This window comes from Streptomyces sp. NPDC051921 (genome assembly GCF_040680975.1).
In the GTDB taxonomy this organism is placed as follows: Bacteria; Actinomycetota; Actinomycetes; order Streptomycetales; family Streptomycetaceae; genus Streptomyces.
The window spans coordinates 1-16477 of sequence record NZ_JBFAXU010000019.1 but is presented as its reverse complement, the minus strand read 5'-3'; the positions used below and the strand labels follow the sequence as shown (position 1 = coordinate 16477).

Sequence of the window (16477 nt, the reverse complement as noted above, 5' to 3'; positions counted from 1 at the left end):
CCACGTCCACCCACCCGCGAGCCTGATCGCGGGCTTCGCTCTCGCCTTCACCCACCGGTGTCGGACGTGGCTCACATCCCCCCGGCGGACGTGGCACACGTCTCCCCGGCGGACGTGGCTCACCTCTCCTCGCCCGAGGCGGCTCGCATCTCCGCGTCGTGGGCCGCGAAGCCGTGCGGGACGATCTCCACCGGACAGTGGGCGTGGTGGATCAGCGCGTGCGCGACGCGCCCCAGGGACGGACCGACGCCCAGGGGGCGCCGGCCACGGCCCATCACGATCAGGTCGGCCCGGCCGCTGGCGTCGATCAGGATGCCGGGGGCACTCGTCCCCGTCTCCACGTGGTGGCCGACGCTCAGGTCGGGGTACACCTCACGGACCCGGTCGGCGAGCTCCTTCGCCCGGTGCACGCGCCGCCGGGCGACCCCGTCGAGGTCGTCGAGCATGGTCGCGACCCTCCCCACGTGCGTGAGCACGTTCCAGACGCTGACGAGGTGCAACGCGGCCCTACGGGCGTGCGCCTCGGCCGCCGCCACCAGCAGCCACTCCAGGTCCGTGGCGTCGTGCACGGCCGCGGTCACCGAACCGGTCTCCGGGCGCTCGGCCTCACCGCGTACGACGATCACGGGCACGTCGGCGCGCGCCGCCACGCCCAGTCCCACCGAGCCGAGCATGAGGGTGGCGAAGCCACCGAGGCCCCGGTGCCCCACCACGATCGTGCCGCGCCGCCCAGCAGCCGCTCGGAGGCCCGCGATCGACTCCTGACGGCTGAGCTCCCTGGTGACGTCGAGCTCAGGAAAGCGCTCGTGCACCGCGCTCGCCGTCTCGACGAGCAGCTCGCGGCCCGCTTCGCGAACCGCCTGGACCGTCTCGGCATCGCTGAACATGAGGCGCCGATCGGTGTTCGCGGCGTGGACGAGGTTCAGCGGACGGCCTCTTCGGTCGGCCTCGGCGGCGGCCCAGAGCGCGGCCGTCCGCGCCGTCGGGGACCCGTCGACACCGGCGACCACGGCGCCGAGCTCCGGCCGGACGGGGATCTCGCTGTCCATGGTGCCTCCGTTGTCCATGGTGCCCCCTCGACGCGCGTCCGGGGCACCCGAGCGGGTGCCCCGGGGCCACGCGCCGAGGGTGCGGCCCGAGGGAGCCGCGACCGCGGGCGCGCTCGGGGAGCGCGGTACCCGGATGGCTCCGCCTGGCGGACAATCCTTGTAGGGGCGGGCAGGAACCCACCGAGCACAGGGGTCGCCATGACCGATCTGCCGGCAGCCGAGACGCGCACGCGGGTGTTCCTCGTGGACGACCACGAGGTCGTCCGTCGGGGCCTGCGCGACCTGATCGACGACGAGCCCGACATGGAAGTGGTCGGGGAGGCCTCGACCGCCGACCACGCTCTGGCCCGGGGGCCCGCGCTGCGGCCGGACGTGGCCGTCCTCGACGTACGGCTGCCCGACGGGGACGGCATCTCCGTGTGCCGCGAGCTGCGCTCGCGGATGCCCGGTCTGGCGTGTCTCATGCTGACGTCGTTCGACGACGAGGACGCCCTCATCGACGCGATCATGGCGGGGGCGGCCGGGTACGTGCTCAAGCAGATCAAGGGCTCCGATCTGGTGTCGGCGGTACGGACCGTGGCCACGGGCCAGTCGATGCTCGATCCGGCCACCACCGCCCGGCTGATGCACTCCTTGCGGGATCCGGAGACGGCCAGGGCGCCGGAGGACGAGCGGCTCGCGGGGCTGTCCGAGCGCGAGCGATCGGTGCTCGACCTGATCGGCGAGGGCCTCACCAACCGGCAGATCGCCAAGCAGTTGTACCTGTCGGAGAAGACCGTCAAGAACCACATCTCGCGTCTGCTCGGCAAGCTGGGCGTCGAGCGGCGGGTGCAGGCGGCCGTCATCGCCGCACAGGCCCATGAGCACGACGTCGGGGAGAAATAGCCCCGCTCGCCTCCGGCCGGACAGGCCACCACGGCTCCCCACCGGCCGACGGCCCGGCAGCCTCCGGGGGAACGGCTGTGCGCCCCCGCCTCCGCCTCCCTCTCCGTCTCCGTCTCCGTCTCCGTCTCCGTCTCAGACCGCGTCCTCGGCACTCGCCAGGCGGGCATCAGCGCGGGCCTCGGCACGCGCCAAGCCGGTATCAGCGCGGGCCTCGGCACGCCTCCGACGGGGCTCGGTACGCGTCAGGCGGCCCTCGCTGCTCGCCGGGCGGCCCTCGCAGCCGGGCGGCCGTCGCGACTCGCCGGGCGGGGCCTCGCTGCTCGCCGGACGGGCTTGGCGCGCCTCAGGGGTGGCCTCGGCGTTCGTCGGGCCGCAGCGGGACCCGCCATTCGAGCAGCGTCCCGCCCGGTGTCCCGCCCGTTCCCGGCCGTGCACGGACCAAGAGGTCGCCGTTCAGGCGCTCGGCCCGTTCGGCCAGGTTGCGCAGACCGCTGTGCGCCGCGCCCGCCGGAATGCCGACCCCGTCGTCGCTCACGGTCACCGCCAGTGTGCCGTCCTCGACGACGACCGCCACCTCCACGTGCCGGGCCTCGGCGTGGCGGGCGACGTTGGTGAGCGCCTCCCCGACGACCGCGATGACCTCGTCGGCCGCCTCCGTCGGCACGTCGGTGTCGAGCAGGCCCTCCATGCGTACGGCGGGGGCGAAGCCGAGCGTCGCCGCGGCCTGGTCCACCGCTTTGACGATGCGGTTCCTGAGCTTCGGTGCCGCCCCGGGGGACTCGTGCTCGCGCAGGCCGAAGATGCTGGACCGGATGATCTTGATGGTGGCGTCGAGGTCGTCGATCGCCCTGGTCAGCCGCTCCGTCGCCTCCGGGTGCTCGACGAAGCGGCGGGCGCTCTGCAGGGTGATACCGGTGGCGAACAGGCGCTGGATGGCCAGGTCGTGCAGGTCGCGGGCGATCCGGTCGCGGTCCTCCAGCAGGCTCACCTGTTCGGCGTCGCGGCGCCGGTCGGCCAGTTCGAGGGCGAGGGCCGCCTGCCCGGCGAAGCCGGGGAGGGCGGTGATCTCGGCTCCCGTGAACGGGGGGCGCCCCCGCCGCCTGGCCAGGATCAGGACGCCGTTGAGCCGCTCCTTCGTGCCGACCGACACCGCCACGGCCGGCCCGAAACCCTTCCACCGCTCGGGCTGGACGGTGACCCGCTGGTCGTGCTCGACGTCCGCCACGGCGACCAGCCCGTCCTGGAGGAGGGCCGCCGCGGCCAGGGTTCCCTCGATGCTCGACAGGACCACGCCCTGGTGCGCGTCGGACCCCTCGCCGCGGGCCAGTGACCCCCGGAGCTCGCCACCGGGCCCGACCAGGTAGAAGACGCCGATGTCGGCGCCGGCGATGTCCACGGACTGTTCGAGCATCCCGTCGAGGACCTCGGACTCCTCCGCCCCGGAGAGGAGGGCGCGGGTGAAGTCGGAGCTCGCGGCCAGCCAGCGATGGCGGAGCCGTCCCTCCTCGTACAGTCGGGCGTTCTCGATGGCGATGCCGGCCGCGATCGCGAGGGTCGTCACGACGGCCTCGTCCTCGGCCTCGAAGTCGGCCCCACCGCGCTTCTCGGTGAGGTAGAGGTTGCCGAACACCTCGTCGTGGACGCGGATCGGCACGCCGAGGAAGGAGTGCATCGGCGGGTGGTGCGGCGGGAAGCCGTACGAGGCGGGATGCTGGGACAGCTCGGTGAGGCGCAGCGGGTGCGGGTTGCGGATCAGCTCGCCGAGGATGCCGTGGCCCGAGGGCAGGTCCCCGATCCGCCCGCGCAGCTCGTCGTCGATCCCGACGGGGACGAACTCGGAGAGCCTCCGGTCGTCGCCGATGACGCCCAGCGCCCCGTACTCGGCGTCCACCAGGGTGACCGCCGCCTCCACGATGCCGCGCAGCACCTGTGGCAGGTCGAGTTCCCTGCCGACGGACATGACGGCTTCGAGGAGCCCGTTGAGCCGGTCCCGGGTGCCCCGGACCTCGTCCATGCGTGCCTGGAGCTCGTCCAGCAGCTCGTCGAGGCGCAGCCGCGGCAGTCGCGCGTCCGCGGCCTCGGCGTCCTGCGGGTCCGCCAGGTCCGTGCCGTCCGCCCCGCCGACCAGGTCCGCCCCGTCCGTCCGGTCCGTGCGGCGGCCCGCCCCGTCCGCCCGCTCGGCCCGGTCGGTCCCTTCCGCCCGGCCGGTCCCTTCTGCCCGCTCGGCCCGGTCGGTCCCTTCCGCCCGGTCCGGCCGGTCCGCCCGGTCCTCCGGATGCTCCCGGTCCATCGCACCCTCCGCGGTCACGTCGGGCGCGCGGACGGCGCCCGTCACGCCCGTCTTCACCGTAGACCGGATGCCCCCGCCGTACCTGCCGGGCCCCTCCCGCGCAGGCTCGCCGTCGAGGGTGGCCGCCGCCGGAAGTGCCGGTCATGACGTGTGGCCGTGTCCGGCTCCGTGTCGGGGGATCAGCTGCACCGGGCAGTGGGCGTGTTGCAGCAGACCGAGTGTGGTCCGGCCGAGTGTCGGTCCGAGGTACCCGGGTGCGCGCCGGCCGCCGGCCACGAGCAGGTCGGCGTGGTGCGACGCCTCCACGAGCGCACCGGGCACACTGTGGTCCTTCTGCCCGTCCGCGTCGAGGTCGAGGTCCGGGAACTCGTCGCTGAGGCGTTCGGTGACCTCGGCCAGGGCGTGCACGTGCGCGCGGGCGGCCTCCGCGGAACTGCCCGGCAGCATGGCGCGGACGCCGGTGGACGGGGTGGTGCCCCACACGTGCAGCAACCGCAGCGGCACCTTGCGCAGCAGCGCCTCGCGGGCCGCCGCCCGGGCGCAGCCGAGGTCGTCGGCGTCGCGGACCCCGGCGAGCACGGCGCCGGCCTCGGCGGTCTCGGCGGCGTCGCGCACGACGACCACCGGGGTGGTGGCGTCGGCCGCGAGTTCGAGACCGACCGATCCGAGCAGCAGGGCGGAGAAGCCGCCGAGTCCCCGGTGCCCGACGACGATCGTGCCGTTCAGGGCGGCGGCGTCGCGCAGGGCGCGGGCGGGCGTGCCGGTGGCGAGCTCCCTGACGACGGTCAGCTCGGGGTGGCGTGCCGCGACCGTTCCGACTGCCGAGTCCAACAGCTCCTCCGCCGCTCGCCGGACCCGGCCGGTCTCCGCGTCCGACAGGTAGAGGGCGTCGGTGTCCGTCGCGTGGACGACGCTGAGGCCGCTGCCCCGGAGCACCGCTTCCCCCGCGGCCCACGCCAGCGCCGTACGGGCGGACGGTGAGCCGTCCACGCCGACGACGACCCTGCCCAGCCCGGGCCGTTCCGTGGATCCGTCCATGACTCCTCCTCACGGGTCCTCGGGACTCGTCCGGTCCCGTTTCCGCGCTGCTCCCACCGTGTCATCCGGCGTCCGCCCGGTCGCAGGGCCGCAGAGGCCAAGGGCAGGCCCTGTCGGTCCGTGCGGTGGGGACCGTTCGGCCCTCCCGGAGCGTCGGCGCGCGGGCGACGGTGGTGGAACGGGGAGCCGGCTCGCCCTCCGGACGCGCGAAGACGAGGCGCGGTGACGAAGCAGCTGAAAGGTCGCCGACCCGGCACGTTCACCCGCGGGCAGTACGGTCAGCCGGCCTCCGCGGAGTCCGTAGCCGCGAGGGACGTGTGCTGCGGGCCGCCGAGCGCGACCTTCAAGGCGCCGGTGTCGGCCGCTCGGCCGAACACGTCGTACGCCTCCTCCATCTGTCCCAGCTCGAAGCGGTGCGTGACCAGCTCCGCCGCCGGCAGCCGGCCGGCCGCCATCATGCGCAGCAGCATGGGCGTGGACGAGGTGTCCACGAGGCCGGTCGTGATGGTGACGTCCTTGATCCACAGGTCTTCGAGGTGCAGGACCGCCGGCTTGCCGTGGACGCCGATGTTCGCGACCCGACCGCCGGGCCGGACCATCCGCGTGCACATCTCGAACGCCTCGGGAACACCGACCGCCTCCATGACGACGTCGGCGCCGAGGCCGTCCGTCAGGTCCTCGACGAGCTGCTCCGGGCCCTCGTCGGCGGTCGCGGTGGCATCGGCGCCGAGCGTCCGCGCGGCGGCGAGCCGGGACCCGGCGAGGTCGACGGCGACGATGCGGCCGGGGCTGTAGAGCCGTGCCGTGACGATGGCGGCGAGACCGATGGGGCCCGCGCCGACCACGACGACCGTGTCGGCCGGCCGGACCCCGCCGTTGAGGACGCCCACCTCGTACGAGGTGGGGAAGATGTCCGCGAGCAGGACGGCGTCGAAGCTGTCGACCGCGCTCGGCAGCGGGTGCACGGACAGGTCGGCGAAGGGCACCCGGACGTACTCCGCCTGCGTGCCGTCGACGGTGTGGCCGAGCACCCAGCCTCCACCGCCGCGGCACTGGCCGTAGCGGCCCTCGCGGCAGAAGCGGCAGCGGCCGCAGGCCGAGATGCAGGAGATCAGGACCCGGTCCCCGGGGCGTACGGTGCGCACGTCCCGGCCGGTCTCGACCACCGTGCCCACGGCCTCGTGGCCGAGCACCCGGCCCGGCGTCACCTCCGGCACGTCGCCCTTGAGGATGTGCAGGTCGGTCCCGCAGATGGTGACCACGTCGACCCGTACGATCGCGTCGCCGGGGTCCTTGATGCCCGGGTCGGGCACGTCCCTCCAGGCGATCCGGCCCGGTCCCTGGAAGACGGCTGCCTTCATGGCGCCCACCCACTTTCCTTCGGTGCGTTCGGGTGTCCTCCTCGCTAAGACTCGGCCTCCGACACCGGGCGGCGCATGTGCCGGTCGGTCCCCGTTGCGGGCCGACCGGGCCCTGCGGCCAGGGCCGGTGCGGGTGCAGGTGCCGGTGCCCGTTCCCTTACTCGTGCCCGGGCGAGGGTGAGGACGAGCACGGAGACGGAGACGGGACCGGACCAGAACCCGGGGCACCGGGGCGGTCCTCCCCGGGCCGTCCGTCCGACGGCGGCCCGTCGAGTGGGACCCGACGGCCGCCGGCGGGCGGGCGGCCCGCAGCGCCGCTCAGCCGGTGCCGTCGAGTTCGGCTCCGATGTGACGGGCCCACGTCCGGATCCTGGCCGGGTCGCGGAAGTCCCCGCCCTTGCCGTGGCGCACCATGGACCGGGCCACGTGGCCCGGTGTGTCGGCGGTCACGGCGCCGCCGAAGGTCACGTGCTCCCGCGCGCCGAGCTTCTTCATGCGGCGGGCGACTCCGCGCACCGGCGGGATGTCGTGCTGCTCGGCGGAGCTGTCGACGGGCCCGCTGCTGAAGAGCCAGACGGGCCGGTCGCGGAGCTGGTCGGCGTTGCGCCGGGCGCACCGGCGTGCCTTGCCGTTCCAGAGCCCGGCGTAGAGGGCGCCGCCGAGGACGACCCCGTCGTACGCGCTGACGTCGGTGACGCGGTCGGCCGGCAGGACGACCGCGTCGATGCCGTCCGCCTGGAGCGTCCTGCCGATCTCGTCGGCGATGCCCGCGGTCGCACCGTGCCTGCTCCCGTAGGCGACGAGGACTCGCTTGGTGCTCATGACGTGGTGCTCCCGTTCGCTCGCTTGACCGGGATGGTGCGGGCGGCGTCGCCCTCCTCCTCGTCGGGGATCGGGACACGGACGGTCAGGACGCCGTCCGCGTACGAGGCGTCGACGTCGTCGGGGATCGTGGCCGGGAGGCGCACGGTCCGGCGGAACGATCCGTAGCGGAACTCCGAGTGCTCCTTGTCCTCCTCCTTCTCGCTGTGCTCCGCGCTCACGGTGAGGAGGTCGTCGTGAGCGGTGAGGGTGATGTCGTCGGGGTCCATGCCGGGGAGTTCGGCCCGCAGCACGTACGCGCCGTCACCGGTGGTCACCTCCATCGGGATGGAGTGGGCGGCGGTGGCCGGGCGCCATCCGGGCATCCCGGGGAACTCGCGGCTGAACCAGTCGTCGAAGTCGGGGAAGAGGCGGCGCCTGCGGTCCACCTTGTTTCCGGTCATCGTTCTCTCCTGGTACGTGGCCTGTGAGCCGATGCCGAGGGAGGGGTCGGGTCCGGCTCCTGTCCCCACTCTCCCGCCGTACGGTCGCGCTGCTCAGAGCCCAACGGGGCCGGGCGGAGGGCCGAACGGACCGTCCTGGGGAAGGGCCGATCGGCCCGCCCGTCAGGGGGCCAGGTCACGGCGGCGGAGCAGGACCTGGGCCAGGAGCAGCCCGGCCACGCCCACCCCCGCCAGGACGGCCAGGCTCGCCCACTGGACGGCGCCCTGCGCCAGGGCGTCACCCGGTGTGTAGTAGTGGAACGGGCTGAGGTGGCGCAGGGGCGCGGCGGGTTCCCAGGCGAGGGCGATGAAGTTGACCGCGAAGCCCACCGCCCCGATCGCGACGACGGCGCCGAGCACGTGGGCCCGTCGTCGTCCCGCGGCGGACACGGCGAGCGCGGGCCCGGTCACGCTGAGGGTGAAGCCGTAGCCCATGAGTCCGGCGGCGAAGACCCCGCCGAGGCCGACCTCGGCGTGGATCTTCGGCGACAGGGCCACACCGGCTGCGACGGTCAGGGTGGCGGCGGCGGTGAGCGCGGCGGAGGCGAGGAGGAGTGCGGCGGCGCGTTCGGCGAGCAGCCGGGTGCGGGTGACGGGCCGCACCATGACGAGCTCGATCGTGCCGGATTCGATGTCGGCGGCGACGGCGGCCGCGGCGAGCGAGCCGATCACGGTCAGCTGGAGGGCGATCCAGAAGGGGTGGGTCAGTCCTGCGCCGAGCAGTCCGGGGTAGCTGGCGAGGGAGACCTCGCCGCTGGAGCCGCTGAAGGCCCGGTAGGCGGACGGCGGCTGCCTCCCGCCGGAGAAGAGCTGCCCGGGCGGGATCGTGTTCGTCACGACGACGATCAGGGTCTCGAAGGCCACCATGCCGACGAGCAGGGCGGTGAGCATGCGCCGTCTGCGGCGCAGGGCGAGCCGCAGCAGGGGCAGCCTGGGGTTCACCGCGGTTCCTCCGGGGGCGTACGACCGGGCTCGTGGCGGTGGGTGTCGCTCGCGTCCCGGTAGAGGTCGAGGAACGCCTCGTCGAGGCCGGCCTCCTCCACGGTGATGTCGACGACGGGCAGCGCGAGCAGCTCGCGCAGGGTGCTCGTGAGGTCGCGGGGCGGGACGAGGAGTTCGGCCCGGTCGTCCTCCCAGTGCGGCTGCCACCGGTCGGCGGCTCCGAGGCTGCGGGGGCGCCCGCCGCCCGTGGGGGCGAGCGTGACGCGGATCCTGCGGGCCCTGGCCTCACGCAGCGCGGAGACCCGCTCGACGGTGACGAGCCGGCCCTCGCGGACGATGGCGACCCGCCCGCACGCCCGCTGCACCTCAGGCAGCACGTGGCTGGACAGCAGCACCGTGTGCCCCGCCGCCGGCGCCTCGGCCATCAGCTCGTAGAAGGTCTCCTGCACGAGCGGGTCCAGGCCTTCGGTCGGTTCGTCGAGCACCACGAGCCTCGGGTCGTGCTGAAGGGCCTGGACGAGCCCCAGCTTCTGCTTCATCCCCCGCGAGTAGCCGAGCACGGGCCGCCGCAGGTCCCGCTCGGAGAGGTCCAGCCGCTCGCACAGTTCTCCTCGGCGCGGCGACGGGGCCTGTTGGAGGGCGGCGAGCAGATCGAGGGTCTGCGCACCGGTGAGCTCGGGGTAGAGACGCAACTCGCCTGACAGATAGCCGAGTTCGGGTGCGAGGCGAGCATGGTCGGCGACCGGGTCGAGACCGAGCACCCGGGCGCTTCCCCCGGTGGGCCTGAGCAGCCCGGCGAGGCAGCGCAGCGTGGTCGTCTTTCCGGCTCCGTTGGGACCGAGGAAGCCGAAGACCTCCCCGGCGCTCACCGTCAGCGACAGTTCCGCCACGCCCACCACCGGTCCGTACGACTTGGACAGCCTGCGCAGCTCGATGGCGTGCGCCTCGCCCATGGCCACGGTCCGCCCCCGTCAGAGGAAGGCCGCCGACACCTGGACGGTGTGCACGGGGCGCCGAGGCAGTCCGTTCGTCCTGTTCAGGGGAGGCGGACGGTCCTCGGGACCGGCAGGGTGCGCGTCTGCGTCCGCGGCATGCCCCCGCTCCGGCCTGATGCCGGGCTGGGACCGCGGCCGCGACCTGTGGTCGCGGTGGTGTGTCTTCCTCGACATGGGTCACCTCCTCCGGGACCTGGGAGGACGACGTCCCCGGGGCCGCGCCCGTGCACCGCCCCGGGCCTCGCCCTCGCCGTCGCGCCCGGCCGCGCCACCGTCCCCGTCCGCGCTCGCGAAGGCGGGCGGGAGGATCTCGACGGGGCAGTGGGCGTGGTGGATGAGGGCGTGGGCGACGCGCCCCAGGGTCGGTCCGGCGCCGAGCGGGCGCCTGCCACGTCCCATCACGATCAGGTCGGTACGACCGCTCGCCTCGATGAGGAGGCCGGGGACGCTGGTGCCGGTCTCCACGCGGTGGCCGACGATCAGCTCGGGGTAGACCTCGCGGACCCGGTCGGCGAGCTCCTTGCTCTCGAGGACGCGCTGCCGGGCGATCCCGTCGAGGTCGTCCAGCATGGTCGCGACGCTGCCGACGTGGTCGAGCACGTTCCACACGCCGACCAGCCGGAGGGCCGCCTTGCGGGCGTCCGCCTCGGCGGCGGCGAGCAGCAGTCCGCCGAGGTCGTCGGCGTCCTGCACGGCCGCGGTCACGGAGCCGGTCTCGGGACGTTCGCTCTCGCCGCGCACGACGATCACGGGTACCTCGGCGCGGGCCGCCACGCCCAGGCCCACGGAGCCGAGCATGAGGGCGCCGAAGCCGCCGAGGCCCCGGTGGCCGACGACGATCGTGCCCCGCCGCCCGGCGGCCGCCCGGAGGCCGGCCACCGGCTCCTGACGGCTGAGCTCCCTGGTGACGGGAAGGTCGGGGAGGCGCTGGTGGATCGCCTGCGCGGTGTCGGAGAGCAGGTCGCGCCCCGCCTCGCGCACCGCCTGGAGGGTCTCCGCGTCGGCGAAGGCGGCACGTCGGTCGGTGTCGGCGGCGTGGACGAGGTGCAGGGCGCGGCCACGGCGGTCCGCCTCTGCGGCCGCCCACAGCGCGGCCGTCCGGGCGGAAGGGGACCCGTCGACTCCCACGACGACGTTCCCGAGCTCCGGCCTTACGGGGATCTCGCTGTCCATGGCACCTCCTCAGCTGTATGCCCGCGGGGAGCACCTCTCACGCTCCATCACAGCGCGTCCGCCGGGGATGGGCCGTTCGGCCCAGATCGACACCCTGCCCGGCCCCTGCTCCCGCCGCCACCGGCGACGGAGCCTGGGGCCATGGGGGTCTCGGGGTGAGGAGGCAGGTCATGGCGCCGCAGGTCGCCGTCGGGCTGGACGGCTCCGGGGAAAGCCTCGCCGCCGCGCGTCGGGCGGCGCGGGAGGCGGTGTTGCGTGAGGTGCCGCTACGGCTCCTGAACGTGTACGAGTGGCCGAGCGTGCCGGAGGTGGGCGCCGCGCAGGTCGACGCCGTCGCCGAACGGGCCGAGTCGCTGTGGTGGGAGGCGGCGGAGCGGGCGCACAAGGACCACCCCGGTCTGGAGATGCTCGCCGAGCGGGTGCGGGGCCGGGCGGCCTGCCAGGAGGTGATCGGCACGGCCCCCATGCCGGGGGATGATCAGAATGACCCCTGACGGGGGTGGTCGGTGTGCCCGCTGCCGGTGGGCGTCACGGCTCCCCCGCCGCGGTTCGCGGCAGGCGGTGGGGGACGACGGCGACCGGGCACAGGGCGTGGTGCAGGGCGCGGTGGGCGACCCTGCCGAGCTCGAGGCCGACGAGCGAGTCCCGTCGGCGGGCACCGACGACCAGCAGGTCTGCGGCGGCGGACCGGTCGGTCAGCACGCGGTGCGCGGGGCCCTCGACCGTGCTCCTGCGGAGCGGTACGGCGCTGTACTCGGCCGCCGCCGAGTCGAGCGCCTTGTCGAGCAGCTCGGACGCCTGCTGCTCCGCGTACGCCCGGGAGCCCCCGCTCAGGAGCAGGTGATCGGCCGGTTCGAAGGCCGGCCGTCGCCACGCGCGGACGACGTCGAGTTCCGCGCCGCGCACGGCTGCCTCGTGGAAGGCGAACCGGACGGTCCGCGAGTCCACGTCGTGCTCGCCGATGCCGAGCACGACGCGTCCGTGGCGTGCCTCCAGGGCGGGCGCGTCGCCTCGGACGACGACGACCGGGCACTGGGAGCGGGCGGCCACGAGGAGGGCGACGGAGCCGAGCAGCAGGTCGGCGAACTCGCCGCGCCCGCGCGACCCGACGACCAGCAGACCGGCCTCCCAGCCGGCCCGGAGCAGCGCACCGGCCGCGTCCTCGGCGAGGACGTCGAAAGTGACGTCGAGGCCGGGCGCACGAAGCCGGGCGCGTTCGGCCGCGGTGGCGGCGATGCTCTCGGCGAGGAGCTGGCCCGAGGGCCGGTCCGCGCTCCTGTCCGGCGCGACTCCCTCGTACCGTTCCCACAGCGAGGCGTGGACGATGTGGAGGGGCAGTCCGTGCCGTGCCGCTTCGTCGGTGGCCCAGTCCACGGCCGTGAGGCTGGGTGCGGAACCGTCCGCTCCCACCACGAGGGGTCCTGCCACGAGGGGTCCGGTCACCACGGGCGATTCCATCGCACCCACCGCCTTCCGGGTAGCGAGCCGACCTGTTGCCATGCTCGCACCGGGGGCAGGGGGCCGGACAGGGCCGTTCGGCCCCAGGGGACACCCCCACCACCGCACCCCCGCCGGCTCCCCGGGCCGCCGTGCCGCCCGCCGCCTCGGCTCCCGGATTCAGCGGCGGACGCGGGGCATGCCCAGGCCGATCCAGGAGATGATCTCGCGCTGGATCTCGTTGTTGCCGCCGCCGAAGGTGAAGATGACGGCCGAGCGGTAGCCGCGTTCGAGTTCGCCGTGCAGGACCGCGCCGGCCGAGCCTTCCTTGAGGGCCCCCGCGGAGCCGGTGATCTCCATCAGCCAGGCATAGGCGTCGCGGCGGGCCTCGGAGCCGTAGACCTTGACGGCGGAGGCGTCCTGCGGGGTGAGGGTGCCGTTCTGGACGGCGTTCACCATCTGCCAGTTGAGGAGCTTCATCGCGTCGAGGCGGGCGTGGGTGCGGGCCAGGGTACGGCGGACCCAGCCGAGGTCGAGGACGCGGCGGCCGTCGGCCAGCTTGGTGTCGGCGGCCCAGCGCTGCACGTCGTGGAGGGCGCGGATGGCCATGGTGCCGTGGGCGGCGAGGGTGACCCGCTCGTGGTTGAGCTGGTTGGTGATCAGACGCCAGCCCTTGTTCTCCTCGCCGACCCGGCGGGAGCAGGGGACGCGGACGTTCTCGTAGTAGCTCGCGGTGGTGTCGTGGGAAGCGAGGGTGTTGATGAGCGTGCAGGAGTAGCCGGGGTCGTCGGTCGGCACGAGGAGCATGGTGATGCCCTTGTGCGGCGGGGCGGCGGGGTCGGTGCGGACCGCGAGCCAGACCCAGTCGGCCGTGTCGCCGTTGGTGGTCCAGATCTTCTGTCCGTCGACGACGTAGTGGCCGGTGGTCTCGTCGCCCTCGCGGACCGCGCGGGTCTTCAGGGCGGCGAGGTCGGTGCCGGCGTCCGGCTCGCTGTAGCCGATCGCGAAGTCGATCTCGCCGGAGAGGATCTTCGGCAGGAAGTACGCCTTCTGCTCGCCGGTGCCGAACTGCATGATCGTCGGCCCGACCGTGTTGAGTGCCATCAGCGGCAGCGGTACGCCGGCCTGGGCGGCCTCGTCGAAGAAGATGAACTGCTCCATGGGCGTGAGCCCGCGTCCCCCGTACTCCCGGGGCCATCCGACGCCCAGCCAGCCGTCGGCGCCGAGGCGGCGGACGGTCTCGCGGTAGAAGCGCTTCTGCGCGGCGGGGTCGGCGTACCGGGCGTGGACGTCCTCGGGGACGAGCTCGGCGAAGTACGCACGCAGTTCGGCGCGCAGCCGGTGCTGGGCGGGCGTGTACTCGAGATGCATGGCGTCTCCCGTGGCTCGGTGCTCCGCGCGGTGCGGCGCCACGGTAGAACGTGTTCCATAAATGGGGAAGGCCCGTGCGCCGGCCGGTGGCGTACGGGCCTGTCCCACGCATCCTTCAGGGGAGCAGCTCGTCCAGGCAGGCGCGCCCCTTCTCCGCCATGCGCCGCTCGGCCCAGGCCAGGTTCTTCGGATTCACGTCACGGCCGGAGGCGAGGACCACGTCCTCGGCCGTGTACTCACCCTCCGACCCGGCGTGCAGCAGCCGGTCGGGCGTCGGAGCATCCCCCCGGACCCCCCGGGACGTCTTGTCGGTGTCACCGTTCATACCGCGGCCTCCTGTTTCTGCAAGGTTCTGCAGGCACTCGCCATTCTCGTGGCCGGGTCCCCGTCCCGCATCCGGGCGCCGCCGCCGCGCGGGCCCTGTCGGCTCGCCGCGTCGGCACCGTGTCGACGGGGGCGGGTCCGGGCGGCCGCCCGTCATGCGGGCCCGCCGGGCCCAGGGCGGCTCCCGGGCCCGGCGTCGGCCCGGATCCCCGGAGATCAGGAGTGCCGCCATGCCGTCCCCCGCCCGCCACCCCTCCCGCTGCGACCGCCACCCCTCCCGCTGGGTCGGGTGCGGGGTGGCCGCCGTCCGGACGCTCACCCCGCGCATGACGCGCGTCACGCTCGGCGACCCGTCCCTCGCGGGCGCACCGCCGCGGGGCCGGGCGGGCCGACCGCGGGGCCCGTCAGCCCCTTACCAGCGCCGCCGCCTCCCGCACCGTGAGGGACGCGCCCTCCGCGTGCCGGGCGGCGAGGACGCCCGGGGGGAGTGCGGCACGCAGGGACCGTTCGGCGTGGCCCCGCAGCGCGGACTCGGTGCGGGACGTCAGGGGACGGATCCCCGCCCCGCCCAGGGCCCCGCGGTGCGCGTCGTAGGCACCGAGGAGGCGGGCGCCCTCCTCGGGCGCTCCGGTCTCCGCGCGGACCCAGGCGGCGGTGGCGAACTGGGTGACGATCAGGTAGGGGGCGACCAGGTAGGCGAGGGCCTCCATCTCCCCCACGGCGCGGGCGAGCCGGACGGCGGCCTGCTCGAACGCGCCGTCCAGGCAGTCCAGCCAGCCGCCCAGTCCGTCGAGCATGCCGTGGAAGAGTCCGGGGGTGACGTCGCCGAACTCCTTCCGCATCAGATCGAGTTGGGCGCGCGCCAGGGAGGTCCGGCCGGTGTCGCCGTAGTGCTGGGCGAGGAGCAGGCGCGGGGTGCTGACGGCCTCCATGCCCAGCTCTCCCGACTCCTCGGCCGCCTCGACCAGCACGCGCTCCGCCTCGGCCCGGGCCGTCGGGTCCTCGGCCACGGCGGGGGTACGGAGCCGGACGGCGGCGAGGAGCGCCTTGAACACCGGGACCTGGGAGCGGGCGCCGAGGCGGGCGACGGCGTCCATGGCCCGCGTGAAGTCCTCTGCGGCCTCCGCGGTCCGGCCGGCCCGCTCGTACGTCTCACCCCGCGCGGCGAGCGACTCGGCGATCCCCCAGGAGTCCTGGGCCGCCTCGAAGAGGGCCAGCGCCTCTTCGGCCTCCTGCGCCCGGCCGCCGAGCAGCTTGGCGCGCAGGAGCAGCCCGAAGGCGAGGTCCCATCCGTCGCCGTGGGCGCGGGCGGCGGCCACGAGCGCGGCGAGGGTCTCGTCGAGGCTGCGCAGGCGCCCGGTCATCAGCTGGACGAAGAACCACATGGTTCCCGGGTGCCGGGCGGTCTGCGGCAGCCCGGGGCGGTACGCGGCGATGATGGCTTCGAGGCGGGCCCGGGTCTCGGGGCGTTCGAGGGCGGTGGCGCCTTCGCCGCCCTCGGTGGCGAGGGCCAGCAGCCGACCGCCGCGCCGCGCCTCCCTCAGCCGCTCCCCCGACCAGGGTGGCGGCACGTCGACGCAGCGCCCCTCGAAGGGCTCAGCGGGCGTCACGGGCTCCGCGAAGGGGTCGGGCCCCAGGGCGGTGGCCTCCCGCAGCCAGGTGCGGGCGTCGTACTGGTGGTTGCGCAGCTGCCAGAACCAGCTCATCGCATGGACCAGGCAGAGCGCCTCCTGCTCCTCCCGGAGCCGGACGGCGGTACGGAGTGCGCCGCGCACGTTGTCGTGCTCGGTCTCCAGCCGCCGCAGCGCGAACGCCTGGCGCCCGGTGCGCAGTTCGGGGTCGGTGAGCCGGGCGAGCTCGCGGTAGTACGTGAGGTGCCGGCGCTCGGCGGCCTCCCGGTCGCCGGCCTCGTCGAGCCGCTCGGAGGCGTACTCCGCGACGGTCTCGAGGAGGCGGTAGCGCATGCCCGCCTCGGTCTCGGCCGCCACGACCAGCGACTTGTCGACGAGCGAACCCAGCACGTCCAGGACGTCCGCGGCCACGGGGTCGCCGCAGACCGCCTCCGCGGCCTCCAGCTCGCAGCCGCCCGTGAACACCGAAAGCCGCCGCAGCACCGCCCGCTCGCCCTCGTCGAGCAGGTCCCACGACCAGTCCACGACCGCCCGCAGGGTCTGCTGCCGGGGCAGCACCGTCCGCGCACCCGAGGTGAGCAACCGGAACCGGTCGTCGAGCCGCTCCGCGATCTGACGGACACCCAACATCCGCAACCGCGCCGCCGCCAGCTCGATCGCCAGCGGCAGACCGTCCA

Annotated in this window: 14 protein-coding genes and 1 pseudogene; 2 read left to right on the top strand and 13 right to left on the bottom strand. The window is 74.5% G+C overall.

What is annotated here, in order from left to right:
- Nucleotides 1–119: 119 nt before the first annotated feature.
- On the bottom strand, nucleotides 120–1067 hold the full coding sequence (locus AB0M16_RS24160) for a universal stress protein (protein ID WP_365346195.1): 948 nt from the start codon (nucleotides 1065–1067) through the stop codon (nucleotides 120–122).
- Nucleotides 1068–1247: 180 nt separating this feature from the next.
- Here AB0M16_RS24160 and AB0M16_RS24155 point away from each other — a divergent pair, with 180 nt between their 5' ends.
- Nucleotides 1248–1934, top strand: coding sequence for a response regulator transcription factor (locus AB0M16_RS24155; protein WP_365346193.1), 687 nt, complete (start codon nucleotides 1248–1250; stop codon nucleotides 1932–1934).
- Between the two features lie 343 nt (nucleotides 1935–2277).
- Here the strand turns inward: AB0M16_RS24155 and AB0M16_RS24150 are convergent, their stop codons facing one another.
- The 8 genes from AB0M16_RS24150 to AB0M16_RS24115 all read right to left on the bottom strand — a co-directional run bounded on the left by AB0M16_RS24150 (nucleotide 2278) and on the right by AB0M16_RS24115 (nucleotide 11037).
- Nucleotides 2278–4269 carry a GAF domain-containing protein gene (locus AB0M16_RS24150; RefSeq protein WP_365346191.1) on the bottom strand — a complete coding sequence of 664 codons (1992 nt, stop codon included), beginning with the start codon at nucleotides 4267–4269 and terminating at the stop codon, nucleotides 2278–2280.
- A 96-nt stretch (nucleotides 4270–4365) separates the two neighbouring features.
- On the bottom strand, nucleotides 4366–5262 hold the full coding sequence (locus AB0M16_RS24145; protein WP_365346189.1) for a universal stress protein: 897 nt from the start codon (nucleotides 5260–5262) through the stop codon (nucleotides 4366–4368).
- A gap of 278 nt (nucleotides 5263–5540) precedes the next feature.
- Nucleotides 5541–6623: a zinc-dependent alcohol dehydrogenase family protein gene (locus AB0M16_RS24140; protein ID WP_365346480.1), complete on the bottom strand. Its 1083-nt coding sequence runs from the start codon at nucleotides 6621–6623 to the stop codon at nucleotides 5541–5543.
- Nucleotides 6624–6941: 318 nt separating this feature from the next.
- On the bottom strand, nucleotides 6942–7445 hold the full coding sequence (locus AB0M16_RS24135) for a flavodoxin domain-containing protein (protein ID WP_365346187.1): 504 nt from the start codon (nucleotides 7443–7445) through the stop codon (nucleotides 6942–6944).
- A complete protein-coding gene (locus AB0M16_RS24130) occupies nucleotides 7442–7888 on the bottom strand; it encodes an Hsp20/alpha crystallin family protein (protein ID WP_365346185.1) in 447 nt (148 codons plus the stop codon). Before AB0M16_RS24130 ends, AB0M16_RS24135 begins: the two co-directional genes overlap by 4 nt.
- Nucleotides 7889–8050: 162 nt before the next feature.
- Entirely contained in the window at nucleotides 8051–8869 is an 819-nt protein-coding gene (locus AB0M16_RS24125) for an ABC transporter permease subunit (RefSeq protein WP_365346183.1), read from the bottom strand.
- The gene (locus AB0M16_RS24120) at nucleotides 8866–9822 is read right to left on the bottom strand and encodes an ABC transporter ATP-binding protein (RefSeq protein WP_365346181.1); all 957 of its coding nucleotides are present in this window, start codon (nucleotides 9820–9822) and stop codon (nucleotides 8866–8868) included. The genes AB0M16_RS24125 and AB0M16_RS24120 overlap by 4 nt, the downstream gene beginning before the upstream one ends.
- Nucleotides 9823–10041: 219 nt before the next feature.
- Nucleotides 10042–11037: a universal stress protein gene (locus tag AB0M16_RS24115; protein WP_365346179.1), complete on the bottom strand. Its 996-nt coding sequence runs from the start codon at nucleotides 11035–11037 to the stop codon at nucleotides 10042–10044.
- Between the two features lie 170 nt (nucleotides 11038–11207).
- Between AB0M16_RS24115 and AB0M16_RS24110 the strand changes: the two genes are divergently transcribed.
- Complete coding sequence (locus tag AB0M16_RS24110; protein WP_365346177.1) at nucleotides 11208–11531, top strand: universal stress protein; 324 nt, start codon at nucleotides 11208–11210, stop codon at nucleotides 11529–11531.
- 34 nt (nucleotides 11532–11565) lie between these two features.
- On the opposite strand, the gene AB0M16_RS24105 is transcribed toward AB0M16_RS24110, so the two are convergent.
- The 4 genes and pseudogenes from AB0M16_RS24105 to AB0M16_RS24090 form a co-directional block, all read right to left on the bottom strand.
- Entirely contained in the window at nucleotides 11566–12483 is a 918-nt protein-coding gene (locus AB0M16_RS24105) for a universal stress protein (protein ID WP_365346175.1), read from the bottom strand.
- Between the two features lie 171 nt (nucleotides 12484–12654).
- Complete coding sequence (locus AB0M16_RS24100; protein WP_365346173.1) at nucleotides 12655–13845, bottom strand: acyl-CoA dehydrogenase family protein; 1191 nt, start codon at nucleotides 13843–13845, stop codon at nucleotides 12655–12657.
- Nucleotides 13846–13960: 115 nt separating this feature from the next.
- Complete coding sequence (locus tag AB0M16_RS24095; RefSeq protein WP_365346171.1) at nucleotides 13961–14170, bottom strand: hypothetical protein; 210 nt, start codon at nucleotides 14168–14170, stop codon at nucleotides 13961–13963.
- Nucleotides 14171–14573: 403 nt separating this feature from the next.
- Nucleotides 14574–16477, bottom strand: a pseudogene (locus AB0M16_RS24090) (AfsR family transcriptional regulator); the annotation flags it as partial.

Bases quoted from the DNA above. Each gene is read 5' to 3' on its own strand.
- AB0M16_RS24160 (WP_365346195.1), bottom strand. From the start codon at position 1,067: ATGGACAACGGAGGCACCATGGACAGCGAGATCCCCGTCCGGCCGGAG.
- AB0M16_RS24155 (WP_365346193.1), top strand. From the start codon at position 1,248: ATGACCGATCTGCCGGCAGCCGAGACGCGCACGCGGGTGTTCCTCGTG.
- AB0M16_RS24145 (WP_365346189.1), bottom strand. From the start codon at position 5,262: ATGGACGGATCCACGGAACGGCCCGGGCTGGGCAGGGTCGTCGTCGGC.
- AB0M16_RS24140 (WP_365346480.1), bottom strand. From the start codon at position 6,623: ATGAAGGCAGCCGTCTTCCAGGGACCGGGCCGGATCGCCTGGAGGGAC.
- AB0M16_RS24135 (WP_365346187.1), bottom strand. From the start codon at position 7,445: ATGAGCACCAAGCGAGTCCTCGTCGCCTACGGGAGCAGGCACGGTGCG.
- AB0M16_RS24130 (WP_365346185.1), bottom strand. From the start codon at position 7,888: ATGACCGGAAACAAGGTGGACCGCAGGCGCCGCCTCTTCCCCGACTTC.
- AB0M16_RS24120 (WP_365346181.1), bottom strand. From the start codon at position 9,822: ATGGGCGAGGCGCACGCCATCGAGCTGCGCAGGCTGTCCAAGTCGTAC.
- AB0M16_RS24115 (WP_365346179.1), bottom strand. From the start codon at position 11,037: ATGGACAGCGAGATCCCCGTAAGGCCGGAGCTCGGGAACGTCGTCGTG.
- AB0M16_RS24110 (WP_365346177.1), top strand. From the start codon at position 11,208: ATGGCGCCGCAGGTCGCCGTCGGGCTGGACGGCTCCGGGGAAAGCCTC.
- AB0M16_RS24100 (WP_365346173.1), bottom strand. From the start codon at position 13,845: ATGCATCTCGAGTACACGCCCGCCCAGCACCGGCTGCGCGCCGAACTG.
- AB0M16_RS24095 (WP_365346171.1), bottom strand. From the start codon at position 14,170: ATGAACGGTGACACCGACAAGACGTCCCGGGGGGTCCGGGGGGATGCT.